Source organism: Wolbachia endosymbiont of Rhagoletis indifferens (genome assembly GCF_048537595.1).
GTDB lineage: Bacteria > Pseudomonadota > Alphaproteobacteria > Rickettsiales > Anaplasmataceae > Wolbachia.
Map to the genome: position 1 here is coordinate 1,006,384 of NZ_CP175923.1, position 26,670 is coordinate 1,033,053.

The following is a 26,670-nucleotide window of genomic DNA, read 5'->3' on the forward strand; positions in this document are numbered from 1 at the left end:
CTTGACTTCTATGTTAAAAGATATAACAACTAAGTTATGCATTTTAAGTGAGGAAGTTATGAAATATGACGAATTTATGGGAATATTAAAAGAAATAGATAGCCTTTTAGATTTGAGCAAGGACAATATAGTTAAAAAAATAAAAGCTGAGTTACAAAAAAAAGATTCAGGTTTATGTCAAGAGTGGGAAAAGAGTAACCCTGACAACGATAGTAGACCTAACATAGATCACAAATTCACTATATCTCGTGATCAAAATTATGGGAAAGTCACATTGTTGCATCTTGCTTCTTATGGGAACTGTGCAAAGGTAGCAAAAGCTCTGATTGAAAACGGGGCAGATGTTAATACAGAATATGATAATAAAATTACTTCTTTACGTATTGCTGTTCACTATGGCCACAAAGATACAGTAGACATTCTAATCGCAGAAGGAGCAAATGTTAATGCAGAAGATGATAAAGGATGTACTCCTTTACATATTGCTGCTACACATGGCTACGAAAAGATAGTACAAGCTCTATCAAAAGCAAAAGGAATCAACGTTGATGCAAAAAATAGTAATGGATGGGCTCCTTTACATATTGCTGCTACAAATGGCTACGAAGGTGTAGTAAAAATTCTAATCGAAGAAGAAGCAAAGGTTGATGTACAAGGTAGTAGTGAGTATACTCCTTTGCATTATGCTGCTAAAAATGGCCACGAAGATGTAGTAAAAACTCTAATTGCAAACAAAGCAAATGTTAATGCAGAAGATGATAAAGGATGGGCCCCTTTACATATTGCTGCTGAAAAGGGCCACGAAAAGATAGTACAAGCTCTATTAAAAGCAGAAAGAATCAACGTTGATGCAAAAAATAGTGATGGATGGACTCCTTTACATATTGCTGCAAATAACCACGAAAAGATAGTACAAGCTCTATTAAAAGCAGAAGGAATCAACGTTGATGCAAAAAATAGTGATGGATGGACTCCTTTACATATTGCTGCTACATATGGCCACGAAAAGATAGTACAAGCTCTATCAAAAGCAGAAGGAATCAACGTTGATGCAAAAAATAGTAATGGATGGGCTCCTTTACATATTGCTGCTACAAATGGCTACGAAGGTGTAGTAAAAATTCTAATCGCAGAAGAAGCAAAGGTTGATGTACAAGGTAGTGGTGTGTGTACTCCTTTGCATTTTGCTGCTGAAAAGGGCCACGAAGATGTAGTAAAAATTCTAATTGAAAACAAAGCAAATGTTAATGCAAAAGATAATTATGAACGTACTCCTTTGCATATTGCTGCTTACTATGGCTATGCGAATGTAGTAAGCATTCTAATCGCAAAAGGAGCAGAGGTTAAGGCAAAAAGTAATAATGGATGTACTTCTTTGCATTATGCTGCTGAAGAGAACCACATAAAGGTAGTAAAAATTCTAGTTGAGAAAGCAGATGTTAATGCAGAAGGTATTGAGGACAAGACTCCTTTACATATTGCTGCTGCAAAGGGCTGCAAAGATGTAGTAGAAACTCTAATTGCAAAAGGAGCAAAGGTTAATGCAGAAGATAATTATGAACGTACTCCTTTGCATTTTGCTGCTTACTATGGCCATACAAATATAGTAAGCATTCTAATCGCAGAAGGAGCAGAGGTTAATGCAAAAAGTAATGATGGATATACTTCTTTGCATGTTGCTGCTGAAAAGGGCCACGAAGATGTAGTAGAAACTCTAATTGCAAAAGGAGCAAAGGTTAATGCAGAAGATAATGATAGATGTACTCCTTTACATCATGCTGCTGAAAAGGGCCACGAAGATGTAGTAAACATTCTAATCGCAAAAAGAGCAGAGGTTAATGCAAACAATGGTGATGGACGTACTCCTTTACATCTTGCTGCTAAAAATGGCAAGATAAAAGTGGTGGAAGCTCTGCTAGAAGCTGGAGCAGACCCTTCATTAAAAGATGTTGATGAAAAAACGCCAAGAGACCTTACTAAAGATCAAGGTATAATTCAGCTTGTAGAGGAAGCGGAAAAAAAACAAACGTTAAAAAATGAGAATAAAAAAACGCCAAAGGATCTTACTGAAAATAAAGATGCAATACAGCTCCCAGAGAAAAAGGAAGAAAAACAGGTTGGAAAAAATGCAATTGTAAAAGGTATTATTGTGTGTTTTGTAACTGCGGTGATAGTTGGTGCTACACTTGCACTTACTACCGCCCTATCTGTGCTAGCAATAATTGGGCTAGTTGCAGGATCTGCGCTCATAGTTGGTGCTGGTCAATATATAATGTCAAAGCCTAAAACTGAAATGAAAGGAGTAAAGCAGGAACTTGTACCTGGAAAGGCAAAAAAAGCACTTACTTGATTTTTGTTATCCTGTTGCTATCAGACTAGCCTGGCACCTTATATTTATTGGAATAATTGTTTTGTTATGAATTAAGTCAAAAATTCTGTAATATATTGAAGCTTAAAGATATCTTTAGATATGGAAGTTATTGCAGAAAATAGGAAAGCAAGGTTTGAATATTTCATCTTAGAAGAATTTGAAGCAGGTATGGTCTTATTAAGCAGTGAAGTTAAATCGCTAAGAGAAAGAAAAGTAAATATTTCCGACGCTTACGTTATCGAAAGAAATAGTGAAATATGGCTGCATAATATGCACATTGCAGAATATAAAGCTGCAAACCGAAAAAATCATAAGCCAAAAAGGGAACGTAAATTACTCTTGCATAAAAAGGAGATAAACAAACTAATTGGTCAAATCAAGACTGCTGGGATAACTGTTGTGCCGCTTTCGATCTATTTTAATGATAAAGGATTTGCAAAAACTAAAATTGCCATTGTAAAAGGAAAAAAACTCTACGATAAGAGAGCAACCATAAAACAGAGAGAGTGGGATCGTGAAAAAAGTAGATTGTCTAAGAATAATTTGTAGCAAAATATGTCTTTAAATCCAGTAATTTTCAGCATCGGTCCTGTTTCTATATATTGGTATTCCTTAGCCTACGTTTTGGGTATAGTGTTTGCATATTGGTATTTACATAAGCTAGACGACCAAAAAATATTTACTAAGAATTTTTACGATTCGTTATTAATAGCCACTATTGTAGGTATTATCCTTGGAGGCAGACTTGGCTACGTATTGATATATGATCCAGTTCTTTATATAAGCAACCCTATCGAGATATTGAAAACCTGGGAAGGAGGGATGTCATTTCATGGTGGTGCTATAGGAGTTTTGCTTGCAGTAATAATTTCGTGTAAAAGACATAATATCCCTACATTTTATGCACTGGACCTAATTTCTTGCGGAGTTCCCATAGGTTTATTTTTAGGTCGCATAGGCAATTTTATAAACGGAGAGTTATTTGGCAGAGTTACAACTATGCCATGGGGTATGGTATTTCCAGAGAGTGGTGATAATTTGCTGCGTCATCCAAGCCAGCTTTATGAGGCATTTTTTGAAGGACCGCTACTTTTCGCAGTTGTAAATTCACTGTTTTTCTTGACTAGAATAAGACTGTATCACGGTGCGTTAACTGGTATTGCAGTTATGTGGTATGGAATAGCACGTTTTTTCGTTGAGTTTTTTCGCGAACCAGACTATCAAATTGGCTATTTGTGGCTTGATTTAACTATGGGGCAGTTGCTTTCTATACCTATGGTTTTGCTGGGAATGCTTGTATATCTAGGCGCATTAAATTTAAAATTTAATACGAAATCTGTTACATAGAGGAAAGGTGAGTTTAATAGAAAAATGTAGCCAGAAACCCTACATCATGCACAATTGTACGAATTTTCTGCGTTGTAGTAGAATGAATGTGAGATCCGGTGGGCTTTGTTGCATCGCTACTTATGAAAGGCTAACTATAGCTAGGATTATAAGCAACCTATTGAAAATCTTGTTTTTTTGCAATCAATCTGATCAAATTTAAGAATAGTAATTTATTATTTATATTAATAAACTTAATTCTATTGAAAATAGCTAAAGCATTGAAATTCTTGAATTTTAGCCGGATTAGTGAGTGGTAGTGAAATTTCTTTTACTCAAATTTAGGTATTCACTGACCGTTCTTGTTATAAATACCAGAATAATAAGCTACTGATATTCTCCATCTTTTTCATCTTTAATCCATCATAGCTAGCGATGCAACAAAGCCGATCCGGTGTCATTCCAGCGCGTAACGCTAGGCCATAAAAATTCCTTGACAAACTTCGCCAGCCCTCTTATCATGGGACTGAAGGTATTCAGTTATCTTCATCTGTGCAGATTAAACAGCAAAAAAACAACGTAGTTGGCGTCTTATTTTTAATTTTTTGCACTATGTGCACCTTATGTCTTCACAACATTTCTAGGTTTTTACCTATATAAGCTGAAACGCGCTTATAAGTCACAGTATAGTACGCCGATTTGCAGGATTAGAGAGTGAACACTAATTACCACGGGGTTTCTTTTGCCTTTTTTTCTGCTTAGTAAATTTCTTAAACATTTAAACTAAGGTGAGTTGCATTTAAAAGCAGCTAAATTGCAGTGTTTAAGACTTAAAAAACGCCAATACTGAAAATAGACAATGACTAGGGCTTCTTTTGCCTTTTTTTTCGTTTGGTAAATTTCTTAAATATTTATAGCTAACATGAAGCTAAGTACGAACTTTGTTAAACACAACAAATGGTGTCATCCCAGTGCTCCGACACTGGGATGGCTTTGTTGCATAGCAACCGAAAAAATCTGGTGGCTACTGACAAAATTCATTATAAATAACCATTTAACTGTTGAAGAAAAAATATGCCACAGAAAATGAAAGTCAGTAACCAAAACGAATATAACAAATTCCTTGAAAAAAGGGGAAATATTTTTCGTTACATCGATGAAGCTATCGAAAATTGGTATGAAAATAGTCCAAAAATGCAGGGCGGCAACTATATTTACAGTGATAAAGTCGTAATTTTGGTGCATATAATTGTCAATCTTTTTAGAATTGGTTTAAGACAAACGGTGGGGTTTATAAAAGGATATCTGCAACAAATAGGAAAAAATTTGGCAGTTATCTAGCTATTCACAAGCATCAAGAAGGTTTAAAAAACTTAATATTAAGATAAATGATTGCAGGGTTGATAAAAGCAACATGGAAAATATTGAAATTATCATAGATAGCACAAGTATCAGCATTTACAGTAACACTCCTGGCCACAGTAAGGAAAACAGTGCAGATAGAAAGTACCGAAGCTACGAGCAAGTAAGAAAGTTACATGTTATGTTAAGTGTGAATAGTAAAAAAGCTATAGCTGCAAGATACAGTAATGGCGTCTACTCTGACCACTATGGAGCTTGCGATTTGCTTGAAGAAGTTAATTTTCAGCACAAAATAAAAGCATTATATGCAGATAGGGCATACGATAGGCACAAACTTTATAAATTGTGTAAGAAATACGATATAAAGACAAAAGTTCTACCAAAAAAGGATGCAGCAGAACATTCAAAAATAGATTATATGTCTGACAGAAATGCTGCTATTAGGTTAATAAAATTATATGGACAAGATGGTGTAAAAGAGTGGAAAAAGGAAGCAATTTATGGAAAGAGATCTTACATAGAAGGATTTTTCTCAAGGTTGAAGCAAGTATTTGGATTTAGCTTTAGGAATAAATCTGAAGTAAATCGTGAAAAAGAATTACTAATTAAGTGCTATTTGCTCAACAAATTCACTGATATTGGTATGGCTAAATTTGAAATCATTACATAAATTTGTCGTAAACCATCACTGCTTAAGGTGCTATGCAACAAAGCCATCCCAGTGTCAAGCACTGGGATGACAAGAAGAGGGCACTGGGATGACATCTTTCAACATTATATCATGGACAAAATAAACTTTCTAAAATTCATTGAACTGTGCTTTCAAACGGTGGTGCCGGGGTGTGAGTATAATGATTATCAGTATATGAAAGTCATAGCAGACAGACTTGAAGCGGCAAATGTTGGCAAAATGTGTCAAGGAAGTTTTTCGTTTCTATGAGCTACTTGGCTCTCTGTTATAATGTTCGTTTGCTTGACCTAAGATCCAGGAGTATTTAAACTGAACTCTATATAGTGTTAAAAATGATAGGAAATCTAAGCGGAATAGTTGATGAAGTGCGCAGCGATCACATAATCCTGAATGTGAATGATGTTGGCTATATGGTGTATCTTTCAGCCAAAACTTTAAGTGCTTGTGCAATTGGAAGTAGAATCAAATTACTTATCGAAACCCATGCAAATAACAGAGAAAACACTACTCAGCTATATGGTTTTATAAGCAAAGAAGAACAACAGTGCTTGAGATTGCTAGTTAAAGTAAGCGGCGTTAGCTATAAAACTGCAATGTCAATTTTGAGTAAATTAACTCCAGAACAGCTATTTTTGGCAATTATGAATGAAGATAAAGTAGCACTCAAGATGAGTGGACTTGGCCTGAAACTCATAAATCGAATCATCACTGAATTAAGTGGCAAAGTGAGTAAATTAGAAATAAATAACAACAATTTTCATCCAATCAATGAAGATGCCCTTTCAGCATTGATCAATCTTGGATATGAAAAAATGAAAGCTTATGATACGATAAAAAAAATACAAGACGAATCGCCAAATCTGGATACTAAGGATATTATTCGCATAGCGCTTAAGGAGCTCTCAACATTATGAAATCAATATCGTGCGATAAAGAATATACTGAAGATGCACGCAATATCAACATCAGACCTGAACAACTTGATGATTTTGTCGGACAAAAAGACTTAATACAAAATTTAAAAGTGTTTATAAATGCTGCAAAGACGAGAACTGAAGCTTTAGATCACGTTTTATTATATGGTCCTCCAGGACTTGGCAAAACAACTTTAGCGCAAATTGTCTCTAAAGAGTTAAGGGTCAGCTTTCGCGCAACTTCTGGTCCTTTACTTAGTAAAGCTGGGGACTTGGCTGCAGTGCTTACCACTTTAAATGCAAAAGATGTTCTATTTATCGACGAAATCCATAGATTAAATCGCAGCATCGAAGAAGTTTTATATACTGCTATGGAAGATTTTTGCTTGGACATATTAGTAGGTGAAGGTCCATCTACTCGCACTTTAAGGATAGATCTACCACCATTTACGCTAATCGGAGCAACTACACGGCTTGGATTACTTTCTGCGCCACTCAGAGATCGTTTTGGCATTCCTTTGCATCTTGAGTTTTATTCTTTTGAGGAGCTAGTCGATATTATAAAAAGAGGCGCAAGAGTTCTTTCTGCTGAAATTGAAGAGGATGCTGCACGGGAAATTGCCTACCGTGCACGTGGCACTCCAAGAATTGCTTTGAGGTTACTCAGAAGAATAAGGGATTTTGTTGAAGTGAAAGATGATAAAAAAATCACTTGTGAAGTCGCTGATTCTGTATTGCTAAAATTGGGTGTAGATAAAATGGGACTCAATAAACTTGATGTGCATTATCTAAGATTTTTATTCAACACCTCAGGACCTGTTGGAATTGACACTATATCTATTGCACTATCTGAGGATGTTGGCAATATTGAAGAAACAGTAGAACCTTATTTAATCAAAATTAGTTTTGTAAAGCGCACACCAAGAGGACGCGTTCTAACCGACCAAGCAAAGGAGTATTTGAGCTTTCAACATTAAACATCATAATTTATATTGACTAATTGGCATGATATCTATATGTTAACATTTATATATTAAGAATAATGGAGGCATATATGTTAACTAATAGCACTGAAACTGTATCTTTGATTGGAACTTCTTCTAATCCAAATATCAGTCCTTCTGATAATAATCCAATTTCGGATACTAAAAATGTACCTAAATCAACAATTGAAACTTCTCCTGATCAAAGTGTAAGTGATGATTCTTATGCAGTGGAAAAAGGACTTCCTGATAATGCGCCCAAACTTGCACCAGGCGAGAGGCCGTTTACAGGTACCAAAGATACACGTGACTGTAGTAAAGTTATAGATCTTGATGATGAAGAAACAAGACGTAAATTCTTTTCTGCTGCTAAAACTGACAAAGAAGGACAAAATGAGCATAGGGGTAAGTATGTTGTAGGCAAAGTTCTTGACGAAGTTATTAGTGAAGTAAAGAAACATTTTCCTCACTATAAAGCAGTAAATCTTAGAACAGGTAGAAAGCCAGGTAAGCCTGAACTTACTGCAAGAGTTATGCTAGACAATATACAAGAAGGGATAAATATAGCTAAATTTTTAAATAGTGATGTGTGCAAACAATATAACATAAAAGCATTTACATTGTTACTACCTCCAAGCGAAAAAAGAGGGATACGTCTCCGAATTGACGAACATGGAACAAAAATTTACGAAGTGGCAAATGGGTCATATGAGATGACTCTGAAGTGGCATGTTGAAGGAAAGGAATGTAATATTAAAATTAACATTTATGATAATGGCTCCGTAGAACTTATTGAGAGTAACGGTGTTACTAAAGAGCAATTGGCTGCAAATAATCTAAAAATAGGAAGGCAATATGAAGCAAAGCCTTTACATGAAGCGTTAGTATCACAATTGCCACAAACACAATTACAACAAGGCTCTGAAGTAGTAAAAGTTTTGCCACAATCTTCACAAGTGCAACAGATGTGAGCATAACGCGAAAACATCAAGCTTCTGCTGCTCACAATAGGTAAAGTAGTGAAAATTCAGTATAAGTTGCTTGCATCTGCAAGTAACTTATACTCTTATAATGAGCAATGTAATACTGCCAAGAAATTTCTACGAGCGGCCGACCTTAACTGTAGCTGGAGAGTTATTGGGAAAAGTCCTCAAATTTTCTAACTTTAGTGGAATAATAACCGAAGTTGAAGCCTATATAGGAATGAGTGACCCAGCTTGTCATGCAGCAAGAGGCTATACTAATCGAACCTCAGTAATGTTTGGTATGCCGGGGTTTTCGTACGTATATTTTATATATGGGATGTACTATTGTCTAAATATTGTAACAGAAGCAGAAGGGTTCCCAGCAGCAGTGTTAATACGGGGATTAAAGCTCATTGAACCGCTTGAGGCAAATTTAGGTGGGCCAGGAATATTGTGTAAAAGATTAAATATTACAAAAGAACACAACAAACTAGACCTTACTATAAGCCACAAATTTTGTGTTTATGAATCTCACCTCAACCCGGATTATGTGTGCACTCCGAGAATCGGAATTAGTAAAGGCCAAGAGAAATTTTGGCGGTTTAAGATTTTCTAAATTGAGCATAACCGTTCAGCCAATGGCGTCAACTTAAGAGCCTTCATTAGCAAACCCTCCTATGGATTTTCTGAAAAGTTTTTGAGTATATTGTATTTTTAATTTGTAAAATAAGATTTTTTCCTTTCTGCACGTCTCGTCTAAAAAGGACACATTTTAAACTTTTTTGTTGAAATAAAATAGAAACAAAAGTGCTGTTTCTTGCACTCTTTGGATAATTTAATGATAAAAAATTTAGAGAGAAATTTTACACACAATCACTGATATTTTCCCTTAAGTTGACGCCATTGTCTGAACGGTCACGACATAGGATCCAGAAAATTTAGTTATATATAGAAAAATCTGAGTTGAATTAACTACACCAACTCACATTCAGCAAAAAAGAAAGCTATTTCCTTACGAGCATTTTCTAGACTATCCGAACCGTGTACTCTATTTTCACTAATATCATCAGCAAAATCACCTCTGATTGTACCTTTATCTGCCTGCTTTGGATCGGTAGCTCCCATGATTTGTCTGTATTTACTTACTGCATTTTCACCAACTAAAACTTGAATTATCACAGGACCAGAAGTCATAAACTCTACCAATTCCCCAAAAAAAGGCCTATCTTTATGAATTTCATAAAATAGCTCTGCTTGTTTTTTTGTCAGCAACATCATTTTTTGTGCTATAATTTCTAGTCCAGATTTTTCGATGTAAGAATTTATCTTGCCTGTAATATTATTTTTTACTGCATCAGGTTTTAATATCGAAAGTGTCTTCTCAATTGTCATATTATTTCCTTATATAAGATTGTATATTTATAGATTCATTTTATTGCAAATTTTTGTTTCATCAAAGAGGTTTTTTATTTATAGTCAAGAATAAATCATCAAGGGAGTATTGTATGCATACTTGTTGTAAAAAAACTAATGAAAAACCTGAATCTACTACCAAACAACTGGTTGAAACTGAATCTACTGCTAAAAAATTGGTCAATAACTTGAAATCGTCAATTTTTTGTGGAGCAAAAGGGTTTTTAACTTTTAATTTGGCTTTTTTAAGTTATTTAGAATATGGTATGTGTGACCATATTCTACAAAAGCAAGGAAAAAGTAATAATCAATACACGGAGCTAAAAAAAGGCGCTGCCTTTGCAATGAAAAGAAACACTATTCCATTTCTTGAAATGGCTATCATAGTGCCATTTGTTTGTTTTGCGCTGCCAGCTATGGTAGGTAGTATAAGTCTTATGCAGTGTGCGCTTATATGTGCTGCATTGATGGTTACAACATGCTTTTTTGTAAGAACTTTTCACGTGCGTGAGTGGTCACTAGAAAAATGGACCAAACATAGTACACAAGAAATAGATGGGCAATTTAAGAAAGATACTATAAAATTTCCTATCTTTGATCAAAATAGAAAGCATATTGAGTATAATTCGCCTAACTCAGGGCTACTACTGGATGAAACAAGTAGCACCTCTCTTTTAGTTAAAGTTTCACTTTTTCCCCTAAAGGTTCTTTTGAAGGTTCTTCAAAGTTGTATAATGCTATCTTTAGCTGCTGTTGAACTTCTTGAAGCAGTGCCAAGTTTTTGTGTTGACGCGGTTTTTGATAAAAGCTTTGCATCTACCAAGAGTAATGTGCGAAGATCTGGTCATTTATTGTATGCAAGTGTGAGAAATTTAGTGCCTATAACTAAATTTGATGAGCCTATAGCTGAGTTTATAGGCACCCCAAAAGCAACTTGTTGCGGAGCCTGAATGTGCCTCTTTTCTGTTATTTAAGTGTATTCTATTTTGTCATTCCAGTCTGGAATACAGCACTTTCACACAATTTCATCGAGGACGTTGTTTTCACATAACACTTTTATACTTACCAATTTAGTAAAATCCTGGATCCCAGTGTCGGAGCACTGGGATGACACCATCTTAGTAGAAATAGCCCTCAAATCACAATGTTGTTGTGCATCATGCGCTGGAACGACGGCAAAAAGTAATCTTGCAGTTTTAACAATTATTTGCAAAAGACCAAATGAAAAAGGCAGTTATCTTATTTAATCTTGGTGGACCTGATTCACTGAATGCGGTCCGTCCTTTTTTATTCAATCTTTTTTATGACAGGAGAATAATCAGTCTACCAAACCCTTTTCGGTTTCTTTTAGCAAAGTTTATATCTGCGAAACGAGAAAATACTGCACGAAAAATATACGAGGAAATTGGAGGTAAATCGCCGATTTTGGATAATACGAAAGCGCAAGCTGATGCTTTAGAACTAAAATTAAATGAAGATAGAAACCATGTACACAAGGTATTCATTTGCATGCGCTATTGGCATCCATTTGCTGACGAAGTTGTTAAAAGTGTAAAACAGTTTGATCCTGATGAAGTAATTTTGCTGCCACTATACCCTCAATATTCAACTACCACAACTTTGTCATCCATCGAAAATTGGCAAAAAAATGCTAAAAACCATGGTCTAAAGTGCAATATAAAAATAATTCACCATTATTATAATAACGAAGACTTTATTGAAGCTCACGCTAATTTAATAGCTAAGCATTACAAATTAGCCAGCAGAATCGATAAGCCAAGAGTCCTATTTTCAGCCCATAGCTTACCTCTTAGTATTATTAAAAAAGGCGACCCTTACGCTTCACAGGTAGAAAGAAGCGTAGAGTTAATAGTAGAAAAGTTAGCTATCAATAACTTAGATTGGTCAATATGTTATCAGAGTAAGATTGGTCCTGTAAAATGGCTAGAGCCAAGCACTGAAAGTGAGCTATCACGTGCAAAAGCTGATGGTGTACCTGTAGTTTTATCGCCTATATCTTTTGTTTCTGAGCATTCAGAAACACTTGTGGAACTTGATGTAGAATATAAAGCAATTATCAAGGATGGATATTACTTTCGCGTGCCAACTCTCAGTATCGATCCCTTGTTTATTAAATGCTTGGCTGATTTGTGCATAAATCACCCTTAAAGTCCTGATTTATAGGACTTTTCTTTAAGGCTTTTATGTGATAGAATAAAAGAAAGTTATTGTTTTATTAACTATTTTATGCCAAGCAAGCTAAAAAAGAAATCGAGCACGTTCACACAAAGGGTACATGATGCTTATAATCATGATTTCAGGAAGGTAATCTGCATCACAACAGGTTTAACAGCCCTATTGTGTAAGATTTCACTGCAATTTTGCTGCGAGTTCATTGACAATAATAGATCCAATATCTTTCTTATACGGGATGTTGCTCGACTAATGAAGTTTCCGACATCTATTCTATATATTGCCCATTCTGCATTTACTCTACAGGATCTAATTAAGGATTACAGAAACCCTGAGAGTAAAAAAGAGCTGGCAAAAGTTGTGGGTAAATCGGCTAGTCTTGCAAGCAGCATCATAGAAGCATTGATGATGTTGAAAGTCATCCATTTTTTTACTAGGGGTAATGCAGACGTAATAAGTCACATTCACTTAACATCAACGATCCTATTTCTGTTTATTTCGGAACCTATAAGTTACTATTATTCATGGAGAAAATACCTAGATAATAAGGATCCTGAAAAATCTGCTGAGTGTAAGAAGGACCTTATTATCAGCACATTAACTTTGTCATTAGGTTTGTTAAACTTCATATTAAAAAGAATGGAGACTGCAACCATACCAATAAACTTAGGTAATGGTATAATCTATAATTTCAACTTAAGCGTAACAGTTAGCATAATATATAGCGCAGTATTCCTAGTACTTCAGCTTGACAAACTATTTAGCCAACCTATCAACGATGACCCTTCTACTGAACTTAATAATGCTGGCCATAACCATATTCAGCCCGGTAATGATGGTAATGATCTGCCCGATGGCAACGCTGTGGGAATGTAAGGGTTAGAGGTGAAAAGATTTTATTTCTACTGCCAATGCTAGCACTGCTAATTTACTAACTATGTTCCAAAGTGCTAGAGGTTTTTCTTCCACTATTTTGCTAACGTCATGAAATTCGCAATCAATGGAGTTTAAGCTGGAATATACATCTTTCCTGCTATTACATCGGTATAAGTAACATGTTGGAGTATCTCCTATATAGTATATTAGCGGTTCTGCAGAACTGCTTTTAAATACGTCAATGGTTGGTACACCTTCTTGTATAATAACGCTATTGATTGCTATTCCTTCTTTTATCTTTTTCATTTTATGACGCTTTTTTTTATTGAGGTTTAATATTTCTTCACCACTTGTTGCTGTTATAATACCCATCCCATATGTGCCATTGCTTGCTTTGATAAAAACGTAAGGTTGTGTTTTTATTTCATATTCCTCATATTTCTTTTGCACTAGAGACAATATTTGGTCAACTTTAGCCGCTACTGTTTTTAGTGATGAATCATCATCAAAATCAACTCCATCACAGCTCTCTGTAAGCACAGAAATTAGCCATGGGTCCATTTTAAATTCGCTACAAAACTCGGACGCTAATTCTTGATAGATTTCAAAATACTTAAATTTCTGCCTGCTATGCCAACCGTATAGTGGGCTTGGTACTATATCTTGCTTTACGTCTTTTAGCGTGTCTGGAATGTGGCTCGTCATATCACGGTTCAGTATAATAACATCAGGCACAAATCCTGAAGTTGTCTTCAGCAGAGAGTTTTCTTTCACAACAGTTTCATACTGTTCTATTAAATTGTATACTTCACTATGTAAAAGGCCAATTCTAGTCTCAAAACCTGCGAGTTGCAGTACTTTCTCTATAACAAATACGTTTTCTATATACATTTTATTGCGTGTATAATTTTCCGGTATTATAAGAACCTTTTTGTATTGATGTCTTTTAAAGTAGCTTTCTATCAATCTTGCTGCCATCGTTCTTGATTCTTCACTTAAGTTATTGAACCCCGCAGGAAATAAATTAGCGTCCACTGGGGCAATTTTGTAACCAGAGTTTCTAAGATCTATAGAGCTATAAAATGGTAATGTAAGGCCGTTAAGTTTTGCTTCGAACCAATTATTTATACTTTTTTCCAAATCTGGGTGAATTATGTTTTGCATCTGCACTTTAAATGTTATAAGGAAGGTATTATATTATAAGCTATAATTAAACATATTTAGCAAATTTGACTAAAGATTAAAGTATAATGAGATTCTTATTTAAAGTGATAGAAAAATGATTCAACACGATAACAATAAAATGTATGGAACTACTATACTGTCAATTAGAAAAGATAAAAGCGTAGTAGTAATAGGTGATGGACAGGTTTCAATGTGCCACACTGTTATAAAATCCGGAGCAAAAAAAGTTAGGCGTCTCTCTGGTGATTCTGTAATTGCTGGGTTTGCTGGAGCAACAGCTGATGCATTTACTCTCTTTGAAAGACTAGAATCTAAACTTGACAAGCACCCAGGGCAATTAATGAGAGCATGTGTTGAACTTGCAAAAGACTGGAGAATGGATAAATATCTGAGAAAATTAGAAGCTATGATGATCGTTGCAGATAAATCTATTTCATTAGTAATTACGGGAACAGGTGATGTTCTTGAACCTGAAGATGGAATCGCAGCTATTGGCTCTGGGGGAAATTTTGCTCTATCTGCAGCAAGAGCTTTAATTGACATTAAAGGAATATCAATAGAGGAAATTGCGAAAAAGGCTATGAAGATAGCTGCTGATATATGTGTTTATACAAATCATAATGTAATTATTGAAAAAATAGAGGAGTGATATGTCTTCTGAACAAGAAACTTTGTGCACTAATTTTTCCAATCAGCCTATAACCCTTTCAGAAGGGCGGTCTTGTAGTAGTGACACCTACGATGAAAAAGATGGCCTCTATAAAGATACTAAGAGTGGTTTTGATTCAAATGACAGCGATGTTCAAGTTAATGACAGTACTCAAGTTTTGTTAGATGACCTGCCACCACAGAAGATAGTTAAAGAATTGGACAGATTCATAATCGGACAGGATGATGCAAAGCGTGCTGTTGCTATTGCGCTCAGAAATCGTTGGCGTCGCAATCAGGTTCCATTTCCATTGCGTGATGAAATCATACCTAAGAATATATTGATGATCGGTCATACAGGGGTTGGTAAAACTGAAATAGCTCGTCGCTTAGCAAAACTTGCCGGTGCACCATTCATAAAAATTGAGGCAACGAAGTTTACTGAAATAGGGTACGTTGGACGTGACGTTGATTCGATAATACGCGATTTAGTTGATGCAGCAATAGTTTTAGTTAAAGAGAAAGCCTGTAAAGCCTTAGCTGAAAAGGCTTTAGATTTAGCTGAGAAAATAATAGTAAACTCTATGGTAGGCGAAGATGCAACCGGAGAGAGTAAAAGAATCTTTAGAGAAAGATTAAGAAATAAAGAGTTTGAGAACGGAGAAGTTTCCATTAACGTCAGAGAGAGCAAGAGTATGTTGCCTACTTTCGATATACCAGGCATGCCAGGTGGGCAAGTTGGTGTGATGAATGTAACAGAAATAATGGGCAAGATGTTTAACGGGAGCAAAAAAACAAAAACTATTACGGTGAAGGTAAAAGAAGCGCGTGAAATATTAATTAATGAAGAAAGTGAAAAGCTAATGGATGAAGATAAGATAATCAAAGAAGCCATTGATCTTGTTAGTAACGATGGTATAGTATTTTTGGATGAAATAGACAAAATTGCAGCGCGTACAGAAATAAAAGGTGAAGTAAACAGAGAAGGAGTGCAACGCGATCTGTTACCACTACTTGAAGGAACAACTGTTACAACTAAGTATGGCCATGTAAAAACAGACTATATATTATTTATTGCATCTGGTGCTTTTCATCAGTCTAAACCATCTGACCTCTTACCGGAATTGCAGGGCAGATTACCGATCAGGGTAGAACTTAAGGCACTTACTCAAGAGGATTTAATAAGAATATTAAAGGAACCAGAATCTAGTTTGTTAAAGCAGTACATAGCTTTAATGAAAACAGAAAATGTGACGCTTGAGTTCACTGATGATGGTATAAAAACCATAGCTGAAATAGCGTTTACAGTTAATAGGCAAGTGGAAAATATAGGCGCAAGAAGGCTTCACACTGTCATGGAGAAGCTTTTAGACGAAATAAGTTTCATTGCTTCTGAGAAAAATAGCGAAAAATTCATTATAGACAGCAAGTATGTAAAAGATAAACTTGAGTCGATTTCGAAGCAGCTTGATTTATCTAAGTTCATACTTTAGGAAAAACGAGAAGCCTATTTTAAGCAGTTAGAGAGTGTTCAGAAGATCAGCCAGTAGACCTAAAATCAGCTATATTCTTTAGGCTGTTTTTCAACAGTAGAATGGTGTGTTGCGACCTCTTGTTTAACATCTAATCTTAAGTCAATTATTGAGATATTTTCTTCATCATAATCTATGTCTTTTATTAACATATCGTCAGTAATAGTCAAAAGGTCAGGCGGAGAAAGAATAGTTCTTTTATTACCAGCTCTCATTCCCACAACACCAAACTCTATAGCAAGTGGTATTTCTTTGTTACCAACTTTGAATTGCACTGTTTGATCTTTGACTATATATTCTCCATTATGCTCCTTTACGCTATATTTAACCGATATCTCATCACCGCACCTTACTTGTTTTCCAGTCTTGTTAATTAAGTCATTAAAAACCATCAGATTATTTACTGAGTCGGGATATTTATCCTTTACTTCGATCAGTTTGACGTAATAAGAATTAAAATTCATTTTGTTATCATTAGCAATAGTAACTACACGCTCTCCGCCTTCTTTCATACCTATCACCCCTAAACCCACTTCTTTTAGGTCATCTTGACCTATTTTCAAAGTAACATCAGAAACTTTGCTAGGGAGTGTTGCTAAGTTATTATTAGAAATTTTATATATTTGCAGTAGGACTTCCAGGCCACAGAAAGCCTTACTGCCATTACCTTCAGTAATTTCATAAAAATTTATTGAATCTTCTTCCTTTTGCTGCGTTATTTCTTCTAAATATTCTGTTAGCCCATGCTTTTCAATATAGCGGTCAAGTGCTGATTCAAGTATTGGCTTCACTAGGTAATGTGCTATCGTCTGTATCAAGCCACCATGCGTGGCATTTATCTCATAAAGCTTGTCCTTTTTTTCCGGTTTACCTTTGTTTATATAGACAATAGTAAACACAAAAGCAGAAGTTAAAGTGAGAATCATTACTACGGAAATAAGCATTTGTAATATAATTTTTCTAACCATCTTTCTTTACTTGATTCAATAAATCATATAAATAATTAGTATCCCCTGAAAGCGCACTCAAATTATCCAAGCCTTGTTTAAAGAGGCCGTCTATATAGTCCTCTACTTCACTTTTACCAAGCACAGACATTAGATTATTTGTTTTATCTTGTTCGTAGTCTTCAATATCATCCTTAGCTTGAAAGATAAGCCCTAGGTTTATCCCGTAGTTATATAACGCTTTACGTTGCTTGTCTGTAGCATTCCCTATTATAGCGCCTATTTCGCATGAAGCTGCAAATAATTTTGCGGTTTTCATCAAATGAATTTCTTTTATTTTATCAGCTTGGCCCGACGTCATTCCAGCGTTATACATACAGCTGTACGAATGTTGTGGTTTTAAGGTAGAAAGGGTGTCATGCAAGTAGCTGACACTGGAATCCATTTCATGTTCAGCTCCACCATCGCATGGCTTTTTGCACGAAATGCTTGTAGGCAAAGCCTTCTGGATCCCAGTGTCCGCTACTTGAATGACAGAGGGTTGGGGTCTAAAATCTATATGCTCACTGTTAATATCTAAAGCCTGTCCTCCCACCATTCCCCTAATTCCTATTGCTTGAGAGAGCACTTTTATGATCTCACAGCGTTTCTCATTTAACGAAGATAATACCTCAAAAGCCAGAGTAAGTAGTGCATCTCCGGCAAGCACTGCTGTTGCTTCATCAAATTTTTTATGGCAGCTTAGCTGGCTTCTGCGAGTATCACTGTTGTCCATGCACGGTAAATCATCGTGAATTAGAGAATAAGCATGAACAAATTCAATTGCTGCAGCAACTGATATTACTTTTTTAGCTTCCGCGTTAAACACTCGCGATGAAGCTACGACTAAAAAGGAGCGTATATGTTTTGCAGGAGCAAGGAGTATATAACGCATAGCTGATATAAGCTTATTCTCGCTATTTTCTGGTAAAAGTTTATTTACTTCTACAATAAGCAAATTTTTTGTTGTTTCGTCTAGCATTTTTGAATTGTTAATTGTTTAGCACGTAACGCTAGCCAGCTAGGGCAGTAGAAAACTTTACTGTAGTTTATCAGTTATAAAAGATATTGCAAACATAAAAATTTTTTATAACATCAAAGAATAGGTTATTTTTTTGGTAAGAAATGTGAATAGCGAACTAGCAAAGAGCACTAGAGAAGACATAGAAGAGAAAGTGAAAAAGATTATACTAGAGCACATTAGTAAGGATGTAGAGAAATTCAACAGCTCTTCAAAGCTTTCGGAGCATGGTGCAGACAGTTTAGATGCAGTTGAAATCATCATGGCGGCAGAAGAAGAGTTCGGGATAGAAATCCCAGATGAAGACGCACAAAAAATGGAAACTATGGAGCAAATAGTTGAGTACATTAATAGTAAAAAAGGCTAATAGTTAGTGTTAAATGAGCAGAAGAGTAGTAGTCACTGGTGTTGGTTTAATCACTCCACTAGCGGCAGATGTTGACAACACTTGGTCAAGGCTGATAAAAGGCGAGTCTGGCATAAAAGCAATCAATACAGATAGATTTGACTCTTCTGATCTTGCTTGCAAGGTTGCAGGGCAGGTGCCTGTGCAATCCGATAACATTGAGAATTACTTTAATCCTGTAGGTTATATTTTTGAAAAAGATCTAAAAAGAACGGATCGTTTTATTCATTACGGCATTGCAGCAGCGATTCAAGCTGTGGAAGATTCATCTTTAGAAGATTCAAAAGTAGATAGGGAACGTGTTGGCGTAACTATTGGCTCTGGTATAGGTGGTCTTCCGTCAATTCAGGAAAATGTTATTACCATGCAGGAAAAAGGGCCCAGACGTGTCAGTCCATTTTTTGTCCCTGCAAGTCTAATAAATTTGATATCTGGCCATATTTCTATTAAATACGAATTTACAGGTCCAAACGATTCAGCAGTAACCGCATGTGCAACAGGTGCGCATGCAATCATAAACTCAGCAAGAACTATAAAACTTGGTGAAGCGGATGTTATGATTGCAGGTGGAGCAGAAAGTGCACTGTGTAGAGTTGGAATTGCAGGTTTTGCATCTATGAAAGCGTTATCAACTAAATTCAATGATAAACCCAAAGAAGCTTCAAGACCATGGGATGCAGAACGCGATGGTTTTGTTATGGGTGAAGGAGCAGGTATATTGGTGCTGGAGGAATACGAACATGCAAAAAAAAGGGGGGCAAAAATACATGCTGAACTGGTTGGGTACGGACTGACAGGGGATGCACACCACATTACAGCACCACATCCAGAAGGAAGAGGCGCATTTAAGGCAATGCAGCTTGCTTTAAAGAGCGCACAAATTAATCCCAATCAAGTAGGGTATATTAATGCACATGGAACTTCAACACCACTTGGAGATAAAATTGAAGTAATAGCAATGAAACAGTTATTCGGTGACTACGTTTATAAAATACCTGTTTCTTCAACTAAATCTTCTATAGGACATTTACTTGGTGCTGCAGGGAGCGTTGAAGCAATATTTAGTATTCTTGCGTTAAATAATGGAATTATTCCGCCAACCTTAAATTTACATAAACCTTCAGAAGGATGTGATTTAAATTTTGTACCACTTAAAGCTCAAGAGCATAAAATTCAATATGCACTTTCTAATTCGTTTGGTTTTGGTGGCACTAATGCATCGCTCATCTTTGGAAAAAATTATAATTAAACCTCTTAAGGATAAAATAAACGTAAGGTATCAATAATTGGCTAAGAAAGAAAACAATGGTGTCACGCTACTTGGATGACGGAGGGAGAAAAAGCAAATTTTTGCCTTTTACGGTCAATCTATTATACTTAGTAAGACTTCAATAAATTAATGAATATATACTTTATATCTAATTAAATGCACAAGATATTAATAAGAAATAACTACAAATCCCTGGTCGGAAAAATCAAGATTAATGGTTCAAAGAATGCTATTTTACCGATAATGGCAGCAAGTCTATTGAGTAGCTTCCCGGTGATTTTGCATAATGTACCTGATTTAATTGATGTGCATCTAATGTCTAAGCTGCTTGAGAGTCTTGGAGCGAAAGTGAACTTTACATGTAATAAAGATTATAAAGCAAATCATACTTTGGAAATTGACTGCGGTAATATCAACCATCACGTAATGTCACATGAAACTGCAAGTAAGCTGCGAGCATCTTTTTTAATGCTAGGTCCAATTCTCAGTAGATTTGGTAAAATCACAACAGTCTTTCCTGGTGGATGCAATATCGGAAAGCGTCCCGTTGATATGCATATCAAAGCATTAGAAGAAATGGGAGCTAAAATTAAAGTTGAAGGCTGTAATATAATTGCAACAGTGAAAGGAAAGCTACAAGGAAAAGAAATCACATTTGAGAAAATAAGTGTTGGCGCAACAGAAAACATAATAATGGCAGCAACACTTGCAGAAGGAGTGACAATAATAAACAATGCTGCAACGGAGCCGGAAGTTCTTGATTTAATAGAGTTCCTAAAGAAAATGGGTGCTAATATTGAGATTAGTGATACAAGGATCACAATAACAGGAGTTGAAGCATTAAATGGATGTATTCATAAAATAATACCAGATCGCATAGAAGCAGGCACCTATGCACTAGCTGCTATAATAACCGGTGGTAAGTTGGAGTTAGAAGGAATAAGTCTATCTGATATAAGATGTATTGTGAATGAATTGAAAGCTATAGGGGCTAATGTTGAACTATATAATGAGGGGGTTATGATTTCCAGAAAAAATTGCTCTATTAGGTCTGCTAACATTGCAACAGATCCATACCCCAACTTTCCCAGTGATATGCAACCACAACTGATGTCTGCAATGTGCATCGCTGATGGGATATCAGTAATTGAAGAGAACGTTTTTGAAAACAGATTTGCACATGCAGATGAATTGAGAAAGTTAGGTGCTAATATCAGCATCGAGAAAAGCAAAGCTACTATAAGTGGAATAAAAAGCTTATCTGGAGCTAATCTATATGCTACTGACTTAAGATCAACAGCAGCTTTGGTGCTTGCTTCTTTGGTAGCCGGTGGAGAAACTATAATAAACAATTCACATCATTTATGGAGAGGATATGAAGCAATGCATGAAAAACTCAATTCATGTGGAGCTGATATCTCCATTTCATCTTGAGGATATTTTATGAATGAAGCAACCAAACGAACTACAGTAAAAGAAATAGATGGAATCTTATATGAAGAACATAAGGTATTAGACCATGGATTTATTCGAGTAGTGGATTATATGGGCTCTGACAGTAGCATAGTTCAAGCTGCTCGTGTTTCTTATGGCAAGGGAACAAAACAGATAAGTCAGGATGAAGCACTTATAAAGTATTTAATGAGACATCATCATACAACTCCATTTGAAATGTGTGAAATTAAGTTTCACGTGAAACTTCCAATTTTTGTTGCAAGGCAATGGATAAGGCATAGAACTGCAAATGTGAATGAATATTCAGCAAGGTATTCAATACTTGATAATGAATTTTATACACCTAAACCAGAACAAGTTGCAAAACAATCTGACAATAATAAACAAGGTAGTGGGGAAGCTTTTGATCCAGATACCTCAAAGGAAATAATAGATTCTCTAACAAATGACTCTAATTTAGTATATTTTCATTATGAAAAATTTATTGAGCAGGGGCTTGCAAGAGAAATTGCCCGAACTAACCTAACGCTTAATTACTACACGCAATTTTATTGGAAAATAGATCTACATAACCTTTTTCATTTTTTGAAGCTTAGAGCTGATAAGCACGCCCAATATGAAATCAGAGTTTATGCAGAAGTTATGTTGGATATAATAAAAAAATGGGTCCCATTGGCCTACAATGCCTTTGTTGAATATTGCCTAGAATCAGCCTGTATTTCAAGAACTGGTTTAGACATAATTCGTAAATTAATTAAAGGGGAAACCGTTACTAGAGAAGAAAGTAATATTGGTAAAAGAGAATGGGACGAGCTGATGTCTATACTTGATAAACGATCTTAAAGATAAAGGCATATACATAAATCTTTATGGCAATTGTATATCTCTATAGATTTATAGGTGTAAGCAACAATTTACCAGTATTGTTATCAACTGATATATCAACTATTTTTGAATTTGTTCTCTCTCTTGTTTCATAAAGTTCCTCAGCTTTCCTTAACATTAATGTTGCGTTTCTAAGCGTAACGTAAATTTCACAATAATCTGGAGAATTTTCAATATACATATTATATGAATAAAAATTTACAGCCAGTTCCACTGCCCTACAAACCTCCTCTGATGTAAAATTAGCAACTCCTGTATTAGGACAAAAGCCAACTGCTCCTCTATTAGGGTCAAAAAATATGTATTTACCATTCTCTGCTTTATATACCAACATAGAATGTGCAATATTCTCGTCATCATCATCACTATCTCCTTCATTACAAGTATAACAGGAGAAATTAAATTCTAAGCAGCATTCTATCTCTACATTATCCAAAGCACACTTAACTTTTTCTTGATTAATATGGATCCATACTTCTGTTGACGATAAATCATTACACTCTTGTTCATATATTGTCTTGTCATAAAATTGATCTCCCTCACGTCTCTCAATGCTCTGAATATGAAGAATAGGTAAGAATTGTAGCAAGATCTGCGTTGCTAATAATCCGGTCGTTTGTTCTTTTCTTCCATCAACATAAGCTATAAAATCTTGTTCAGACACAACATCACCAGACTTGAGAAGTTTAGCAAAGTCTTCCCTACTCTTTAATCCTAAAAGAGTAATAAAATAAATTAATGGCTGACATAGGCCTTCTTCGGGATCAAAACCCAAAATTCCTTCAAATCTACTTCTTAAGTGTACAATTTTTGATATGCTATCTGACATAAAGTCATTCAAATTAAATTTTATAGCTTGCCTGCTATCAAATAGCTCTCTGTACTGTTCTTCAGCTAATAAATCCGATTTATATACATATCTACCATTCTCTCTATGTATACCTTCTACATCTCTAATGATGCCTTGTTCCACATTTTTACTAATGGCAGATTTGTTTTCATGATCTCTTATATTGGTAGTTTGATTTAAAAATTTCACTACTTCTTGCCCTGAAAAAATTCTATCAATTTCTTCATTTGCAATTTTGAAAAATACTTTAATTTGAGAGTTATCTTCGGAAGTATAAACTTTTAATATATTAGACTCAGTAATACTATTAATATATTTCTTAACGTATCTTGGCATATTAATTATTTTAAAATATTAACTATATTAGCTAATATTACAATAATTTACACCATTGGACAATTAATATTTTAATAAAAATCTCACTAAAATTAATTTATTGCGCTAATATTGATCAAATCAATTCATCACTTTTATAGAACATCTCATTGAAATCATGTAGAGTTCCAAAATCCTGACCCTTGATAAATAGGTGATCATTAGCAACATGTGCTTCATCAAGAGTAAACAGCTCGTAATGATGATTATGAGCTGGCCTAACAATTCCATTATATAAAACCATTACTTGCTCACGGTTATATCCACTGCCGTCATGGTACTTGCCACGTACGGTATCATAAAAATTCTTTATATCATCATATGTCACTTGCAGCTCCACCTTATACTTTCCCACTTCAAGAGGACTTCCTGTCCTTATTTTTAAGGGATATTGTGAATTTGCAACACTGTTAGAAATTTCTGCTTCAATATCAGAATTTTTATCCATATTTTCTATCACACTTGCCATAACAGTTTCTTGTTCGTCTTCTATCGGTTTTGCTTGTTTTTCAATTTTATTATTGCTACTTTCAGTTTCCACAGTGACTTTTCTTGTTTCCATATCTTTTTGAGCTTTCTCATTACTTTGCTTGCGTATTTCATCTCCATGCAATTTCTCCTGCAGGGCTTTTTCCATGTCAGCATAACCGTCACGATTGCTTTGCAAAGCTGGTTGATCTTCAACATAACTGCTGCTATCATCCGCTTGCATTTGATCTATATAGTTAGATTCTTCTTCCTGTATAGTATTTTTTGTGACTCCCTTAAGGTAATCAAGCATATCTTTTCCAGTCTTTTCCCAACTTGCAGCATCTGCATATTTTCTATCACTATTGATTACATCCTTTAATATTCTTCTATCATCTATCCATTGTTCAGCATGCTCAAATAGCGTCCATCCTTCATTACCATGAATATCAACATCAGCTCCATTCTTTATCAGGTACTTTACTTTGTCCAATTGCCCATGCCTTACTGCATGAATAAGTGGTGTCCAGCCTTCACTATCTCGAACATCAATATTTGCATTATTCTTTATTAAATATTCTAATATCTCTTGATTTCCTAAATTAACAGCAAAGTGTAAAGGTGCTAAACCGTAACTATCTTTAACATTAACATCTGCACCATGCTCTATTAGGTAATTTGCTACCTCTGTATTTTTTATGCTCATGGCAAAATGTAGTGGAGGTTTGCCAGAGCTAATATCACGAGTATTAATGTCTACATTGTGATCTATTAAGTATTTAGCTATCTCTGTATGTTTTAGTTCAATAGCATAATGTAGTAGTGTTTGAGCAGAGGTGTTTTTGACATTAAGATCTGCACCATGTTCAACTAAATTCTTAACTATTTCTGTATGTCCTAGCTTAACAGCAGTAAACAATAGAGGAGTATAACCTTTACTATTAGGATCTGCATTATGATCTAACAGATATTCCACTATTTCTGTATTATCTGAATAAATAGCACTTTGTAGTGGCGTTCTGGAATAAGCATCCTGAATATTAGGATTTGCACCATGATCTACTAAGTATTTAGCTATCTCTGTATCTCCAGATTCAACAGCATAGTGTAAAGGTGTTTTGTAATAAACATATTGAGTATTAGTTTTCTGATAATAATTGTCCTGAATATTAAGGTTCGCACCATTATCAATAAGGTATTTTGCTACTTCCGTATTTCCTGACTGAATAGCATAATGTAGTGGCGTTTGTCCGTTATGGTCTCTTGCATCAATATACGCATTGTGTTCTATAAGCGTTACTATCTTACTTAAATCTCCCAATGAAGCAGCAGAGTGCAAAAGTGTTGCACCGTTTTCATCTGCCTTATTTACATCTTCTATAACGTTTTTCTTACTATCCTCATCAACTACCCTTTTCTTCCTAGATTTAATTTCATTTCCTACCACAACTTCTTCGTCTATTTGTTCATCATCAATTGTAAATTCAGTACCTATCTGATTACTATCTTCCTCCAACTCATTAGATAATTTTTCAGATAGCTGATCACCACTCAAATATGGTTCTTTTGAATATTTAGCGTAATTATAGGGATCAGTGCTGTCTGCTGAATAAAACCCACTTTCGAAGTCTGAGTAGAAGCTTTTATTGAGCACAAAGAATAAATTTTCATAATCAAGTAGCATGTCATAATCAGAACTAACACAATGCAAGAATTCACTATCTTCATAATCTGCTATATAGAATTTTTCGGAATCAAGGGTAATTTCATTTGTCCCCTTACCTTCTGCAGTAAACTGTAAAACTACTGCTGAACGCCCGTTACCTACGTCATTACCTTTTACCACTTTAAACAAGGTAATTTCACCTTTTTCTATGAACTCCTTTAATTCCTCATTCTTTTGATCTAATTCTTCCTCTGCTTGTCTTTTCTCTCTTATCAATTTCTCCTCTTTTTCAGTAGCTTTATTTTGCAACTGTAAAAACATCTCTTGTGTGGTTAAGCTATTTGTGTTGCTTAAAAAATTATCTAACACATTTGATGCAATTGGTGACAATTCACCGTGATCATCAAATACTTTTTCCTTTGCTTTATCATAGTGATTTGGGTTATAGATTGCATACAGAGGATAAAAACCATAATCTGCTATTGACGCCCCATCAGATGATAGTTCCATTGAGAATCCATAGTGATTAAGTGGAAGATTGGAAGTTAAATATCTACCGTTATCATCCCTAACGTATAGCTCGCTTCTACCATTGTGCTCACTATATTTATTGTAGTAGATATAAAAATTCTCATGGTTAAGATTGAAGTGATCATCTAGATTATCGAATTGAATTGTACTGCCAAGCTTCTCGCGCAAAAAATTTTTGCTTTCATCTGTAAGCTTTATACGTGCAGAAAAGTAGTATCGATCTATAGGTTCGCCTTTTTCTATCTCAAAGTTCAAAGTAATCTTATCGTTGACCATTGGTAGCTCCAAATATTGTATT

26 protein-coding genes and 1 pseudogene are annotated in these 26,670 nt (G+C 35.1%); 19 read left to right on the forward strand and 8 right to left on the reverse strand.

Features of this window, described 5'->3' with window-relative positions; translation table 11 throughout:
• Nucleotides 1-10 precede the first annotated feature (10 nt).
• The 3 genes from ACJZL1_RS05315 to lgt all read left to right on the forward strand — a co-directional run bounded on the left by ACJZL1_RS05315 (nt 11) and on the right by lgt (nt 3,718).
• The gene (locus tag ACJZL1_RS05315) at nt 11-2,350 is read left to right on the forward strand and encodes an ankyrin repeat domain-containing protein (protein WP_419247117.1); all 2,340 of its coding nucleotides are present in this window, start codon (nt 11-13) and stop codon (nt 2,348-2,350) included.
• 120 nt (nt 2,351-2,470) lie between these two features.
• Nucleotides 2,471-2,920: an SsrA-binding protein SmpB gene (smpB, locus tag ACJZL1_RS05320; protein WP_265026222.1), complete on the forward strand. Its 450-nt coding sequence runs from the start codon at nt 2,471-2,473 to the stop codon at nt 2,918-2,920.
• Between the two features lie 6 nt (nt 2,921-2,926).
• Complete coding sequence (lgt, locus tag ACJZL1_RS05325; RefSeq protein WP_265026223.1) at nt 2,927-3,718, forward strand: prolipoprotein diacylglyceryl transferase; 792 nt, start codon at nt 2,927-2,929, stop codon at nt 3,716-3,718.
• 344 nt (nt 3,719-4,062) lie between these two features.
• Here the strand turns inward: lgt and ACJZL1_RS05330 are convergent, their stop codons facing one another.
• The gene (locus ACJZL1_RS05330; protein WP_419247118.1) at nt 4,063-4,197 is read right to left on the reverse strand and encodes a hypothetical protein; all 135 of its coding nucleotides are present in this window, start codon (nt 4,195-4,197) and stop codon (nt 4,063-4,065) included.
• A 422-nt stretch (nt 4,198-4,619) separates the two neighbouring features.
• Between ACJZL1_RS05330 and ACJZL1_RS05335 the strand changes: the two genes are divergently transcribed.
• The 7 genes and pseudogenes from ACJZL1_RS05335 to ACJZL1_RS05365 all read left to right on the forward strand — a co-directional run bounded on the left by ACJZL1_RS05335 (nt 4,620) and on the right by ACJZL1_RS05365 (nt 9,228).
• Nucleotides 4,620-4,787, forward strand: a complete 168-nt coding sequence (locus tag ACJZL1_RS05335) for a hypothetical protein (RefSeq protein ID WP_419247119.1) — start codon at nt 4,620-4,622, stop codon at nt 4,785-4,787.
• A pseudogene (locus ACJZL1_RS05340) lies at nt 4,772-5,729 on the forward strand (IS5 family transposase). Before ACJZL1_RS05335 ends, ACJZL1_RS05340 begins: the two are co-directional and overlap by 16 nt.
• 27 nt (nt 5,730-5,756) lie before the next feature.
• Nucleotides 5,757-5,999 carry a hypothetical protein gene (locus ACJZL1_RS05345; RefSeq protein ID WP_419247534.1) on the forward strand — a complete coding sequence of 81 codons (243 nt, stop codon included), beginning with the start codon at nt 5,757-5,759 and terminating at the stop codon, nt 5,997-5,999.
• 83 nt (nt 6,000-6,082) lie between these two features.
• The gene (gene ruvA / locus ACJZL1_RS05350) at nt 6,083-6,664 is read left to right on the forward strand and encodes a Holliday junction branch migration protein RuvA (protein ID WP_265034685.1); all 582 of its coding nucleotides are present in this window, start codon (nt 6,083-6,085) and stop codon (nt 6,662-6,664) included.
• Nucleotides 6,661-7,641 carry a Holliday junction branch migration DNA helicase RuvB gene (ruvB, locus tag ACJZL1_RS05355; RefSeq protein WP_419247120.1) on the forward strand — a complete coding sequence of 327 codons (981 nt, stop codon included), beginning with the start codon at nt 6,661-6,663 and terminating at the stop codon, nt 7,639-7,641. Before ruvA ends, ruvB begins: the two co-directional genes overlap by 4 nt.
• A 77-nt stretch (nt 7,642-7,718) precedes the next feature.
• Nucleotides 7,719-8,618, forward strand: coding sequence for a hypothetical protein (locus ACJZL1_RS05360; RefSeq protein WP_419247121.1), 900 nt, complete (start codon nt 7,719-7,721; stop codon nt 8,616-8,618).
• A gap of 100 nt (nt 8,619-8,718) precedes the next feature.
• Nucleotides 8,719-9,228 carry a DNA-3-methyladenine glycosylase gene (locus ACJZL1_RS05365; protein WP_265026230.1) on the forward strand — a complete coding sequence of 170 codons (510 nt, stop codon included), beginning with the start codon at nt 8,719-8,721 and terminating at the stop codon, nt 9,226-9,228.
• 356 nt (nt 9,229-9,584) lie between these two features.
• On the opposite strand, the gene ndk is transcribed toward ACJZL1_RS05365, so the two are convergent.
• Nucleotides 9,585-10,004: a nucleoside-diphosphate kinase gene (gene ndk, locus ACJZL1_RS05370; protein ID WP_265026231.1), complete on the reverse strand. Its 420-nt coding sequence runs from the start codon at nt 10,002-10,004 to the stop codon at nt 9,585-9,587.
• 113 nt (nt 10,005-10,117) lie between these two features.
• On the opposite strand from ndk, the gene ACJZL1_RS05375 reads away from it, so the two are divergent.
• Nucleotides 10,118-10,975, forward strand: coding sequence for a hypothetical protein (locus ACJZL1_RS05375; RefSeq protein ID WP_419247122.1), 858 nt, complete (start codon nt 10,118-10,120; stop codon nt 10,973-10,975).
• Between the two features lie 65 nt (nt 10,976-11,040).
• Here ACJZL1_RS05375 and ACJZL1_RS05380 read toward each other — a convergent pair whose 3' ends face one another.
• Entirely contained in the window at nt 11,041-11,238 is a 198-nt protein-coding gene (locus ACJZL1_RS05380; protein ID WP_265026233.1) for a hypothetical protein, read from the reverse strand.
• An 8-nt stretch (nt 11,239-11,246) separates the two neighbouring features.
• Here ACJZL1_RS05380 and hemH point away from each other — a divergent pair, with 8 nt between their 5' ends.
• Both hemH and ACJZL1_RS05390 read left to right on the forward strand, forming a co-directional pair.
• On the forward strand, nt 11,247-12,194 hold the full coding sequence (gene hemH, locus ACJZL1_RS05385) for a ferrochelatase (RefSeq protein WP_265026234.1): 948 nt from the start codon (nt 11,247-11,249) through the stop codon (nt 12,192-12,194).
• 78 nt (nt 12,195-12,272) lie between these two features.
• Complete coding sequence (locus tag ACJZL1_RS05390) at nt 12,273-13,094, forward strand: hypothetical protein (protein ID WP_419247123.1); 822 nt, start codon at nt 12,273-12,275, stop codon at nt 13,092-13,094.
• Nucleotides 13,095-13,097: 3 nt separating this feature from the next.
• Here ACJZL1_RS05390 and gshA read toward each other — a convergent pair whose 3' ends face one another.
• The gene (gene gshA / locus ACJZL1_RS05395; protein WP_419247124.1) at nt 13,098-14,258 is read right to left on the reverse strand and encodes a glutamate--cysteine ligase; all 1,161 of its coding nucleotides are present in this window, start codon (nt 14,256-14,258) and stop codon (nt 13,098-13,100) included.
• A gap of 115 nt (nt 14,259-14,373) precedes the next feature.
• Here gshA and hslV point away from each other — a divergent pair, with 115 nt between their 5' ends.
• The gene (hslV, locus tag ACJZL1_RS05400) at nt 14,374-14,928 is read left to right on the forward strand and encodes an ATP-dependent protease subunit HslV (RefSeq protein ID WP_265026236.1); all 555 of its coding nucleotides are present in this window, start codon (nt 14,374-14,376) and stop codon (nt 14,926-14,928) included.
• Between the two features lies 1 nt (nt 14,929).
• Nucleotides 14,930-16,420 carry an ATP-dependent protease ATPase subunit HslU gene (gene hslU, locus ACJZL1_RS05405; RefSeq protein ID WP_265034692.1) on the forward strand — a complete coding sequence of 497 codons (1,491 nt, stop codon included), beginning with the start codon at nt 14,930-14,932 and terminating at the stop codon, nt 16,418-16,420.
• A 65-nt stretch (nt 16,421-16,485) separates the two neighbouring features.
• Here hslU and ACJZL1_RS05410 read toward each other — a convergent pair whose 3' ends face one another.
• Both ACJZL1_RS05410 and ACJZL1_RS05415 read right to left on the reverse strand, forming a co-directional pair.
• Nucleotides 16,486-17,427 carry an FKBP-type peptidyl-prolyl cis-trans isomerase gene (locus tag ACJZL1_RS05410; RefSeq protein ID WP_265026238.1) on the reverse strand — a complete coding sequence of 314 codons (942 nt, stop codon included), beginning with the start codon at nt 17,425-17,427 and terminating at the stop codon, nt 16,486-16,488.
• A complete protein-coding gene (locus tag ACJZL1_RS05415) occupies nt 17,420-18,427 on the reverse strand; it encodes a polyprenyl synthetase family protein (protein ID WP_419247125.1) in 1,008 nt (335 codons plus the stop codon). The genes ACJZL1_RS05410 and ACJZL1_RS05415 overlap by 8 nt, the downstream gene beginning before the upstream one ends.
• A gap of 181 nt (nt 18,428-18,608) precedes the next feature.
• Between ACJZL1_RS05415 and acpP the strand changes: the two genes are divergently transcribed.
• The 4 genes from acpP (at nt 18,609) to thyX (ending at nt 22,440) form a co-directional block, all read left to right on the forward strand.
• Nucleotides 18,609-18,833 (forward strand): acyl carrier protein, encoded by a 225-nt coding sequence (gene acpP, locus ACJZL1_RS05420; protein ID WP_253309951.1) that lies wholly within the window; start codon nt 18,609-18,611, stop codon nt 18,831-18,833.
• A 13-nt stretch (nt 18,834-18,846) separates the two neighbouring features.
• Nucleotides 18,847-20,121 (forward strand): beta-ketoacyl-ACP synthase II, encoded by a 1,275-nt coding sequence (gene fabF / locus ACJZL1_RS05425; protein ID WP_265026240.1) that lies wholly within the window; start codon nt 18,847-18,849, stop codon nt 20,119-20,121.
• Between the two features lie 177 nt (nt 20,122-20,298).
• Nucleotides 20,299-21,576: a UDP-N-acetylglucosamine 1-carboxyvinyltransferase gene (murA, locus tag ACJZL1_RS05430; RefSeq protein ID WP_265034694.1), complete on the forward strand. Its 1,278-nt coding sequence runs from the start codon at nt 20,299-20,301 to the stop codon at nt 21,574-21,576.
• Nucleotides 21,577-21,585: 9 nt separating this feature from the next.
• Nucleotides 21,586-22,440, forward strand: a complete 855-nt coding sequence (thyX, locus tag ACJZL1_RS05435) for an FAD-dependent thymidylate synthase (RefSeq protein ID WP_265026242.1) — start codon at nt 21,586-21,588, stop codon at nt 22,438-22,440.
• A 43-nt stretch (nt 22,441-22,483) separates the two neighbouring features.
• Here thyX and ACJZL1_RS05440 read toward each other — a convergent pair whose 3' ends face one another.
• Nucleotides 22,484-23,668: a hypothetical protein gene (locus tag ACJZL1_RS05440; protein WP_353285141.1), complete on the reverse strand. Its 1,185-nt coding sequence runs from the start codon at nt 23,666-23,668 to the stop codon at nt 22,484-22,486.
• A gap of 115 nt (nt 23,669-23,783) precedes the next feature.
• Nucleotides 23,784-26,648 (reverse strand): ankyrin repeat domain-containing protein, encoded by a 2,865-nt coding sequence (locus ACJZL1_RS05445; protein WP_419247126.1) that lies wholly within the window; start codon nt 26,646-26,648, stop codon nt 23,784-23,786.
• Nucleotides 26,649-26,670: the final 22 nt, after the last annotated feature.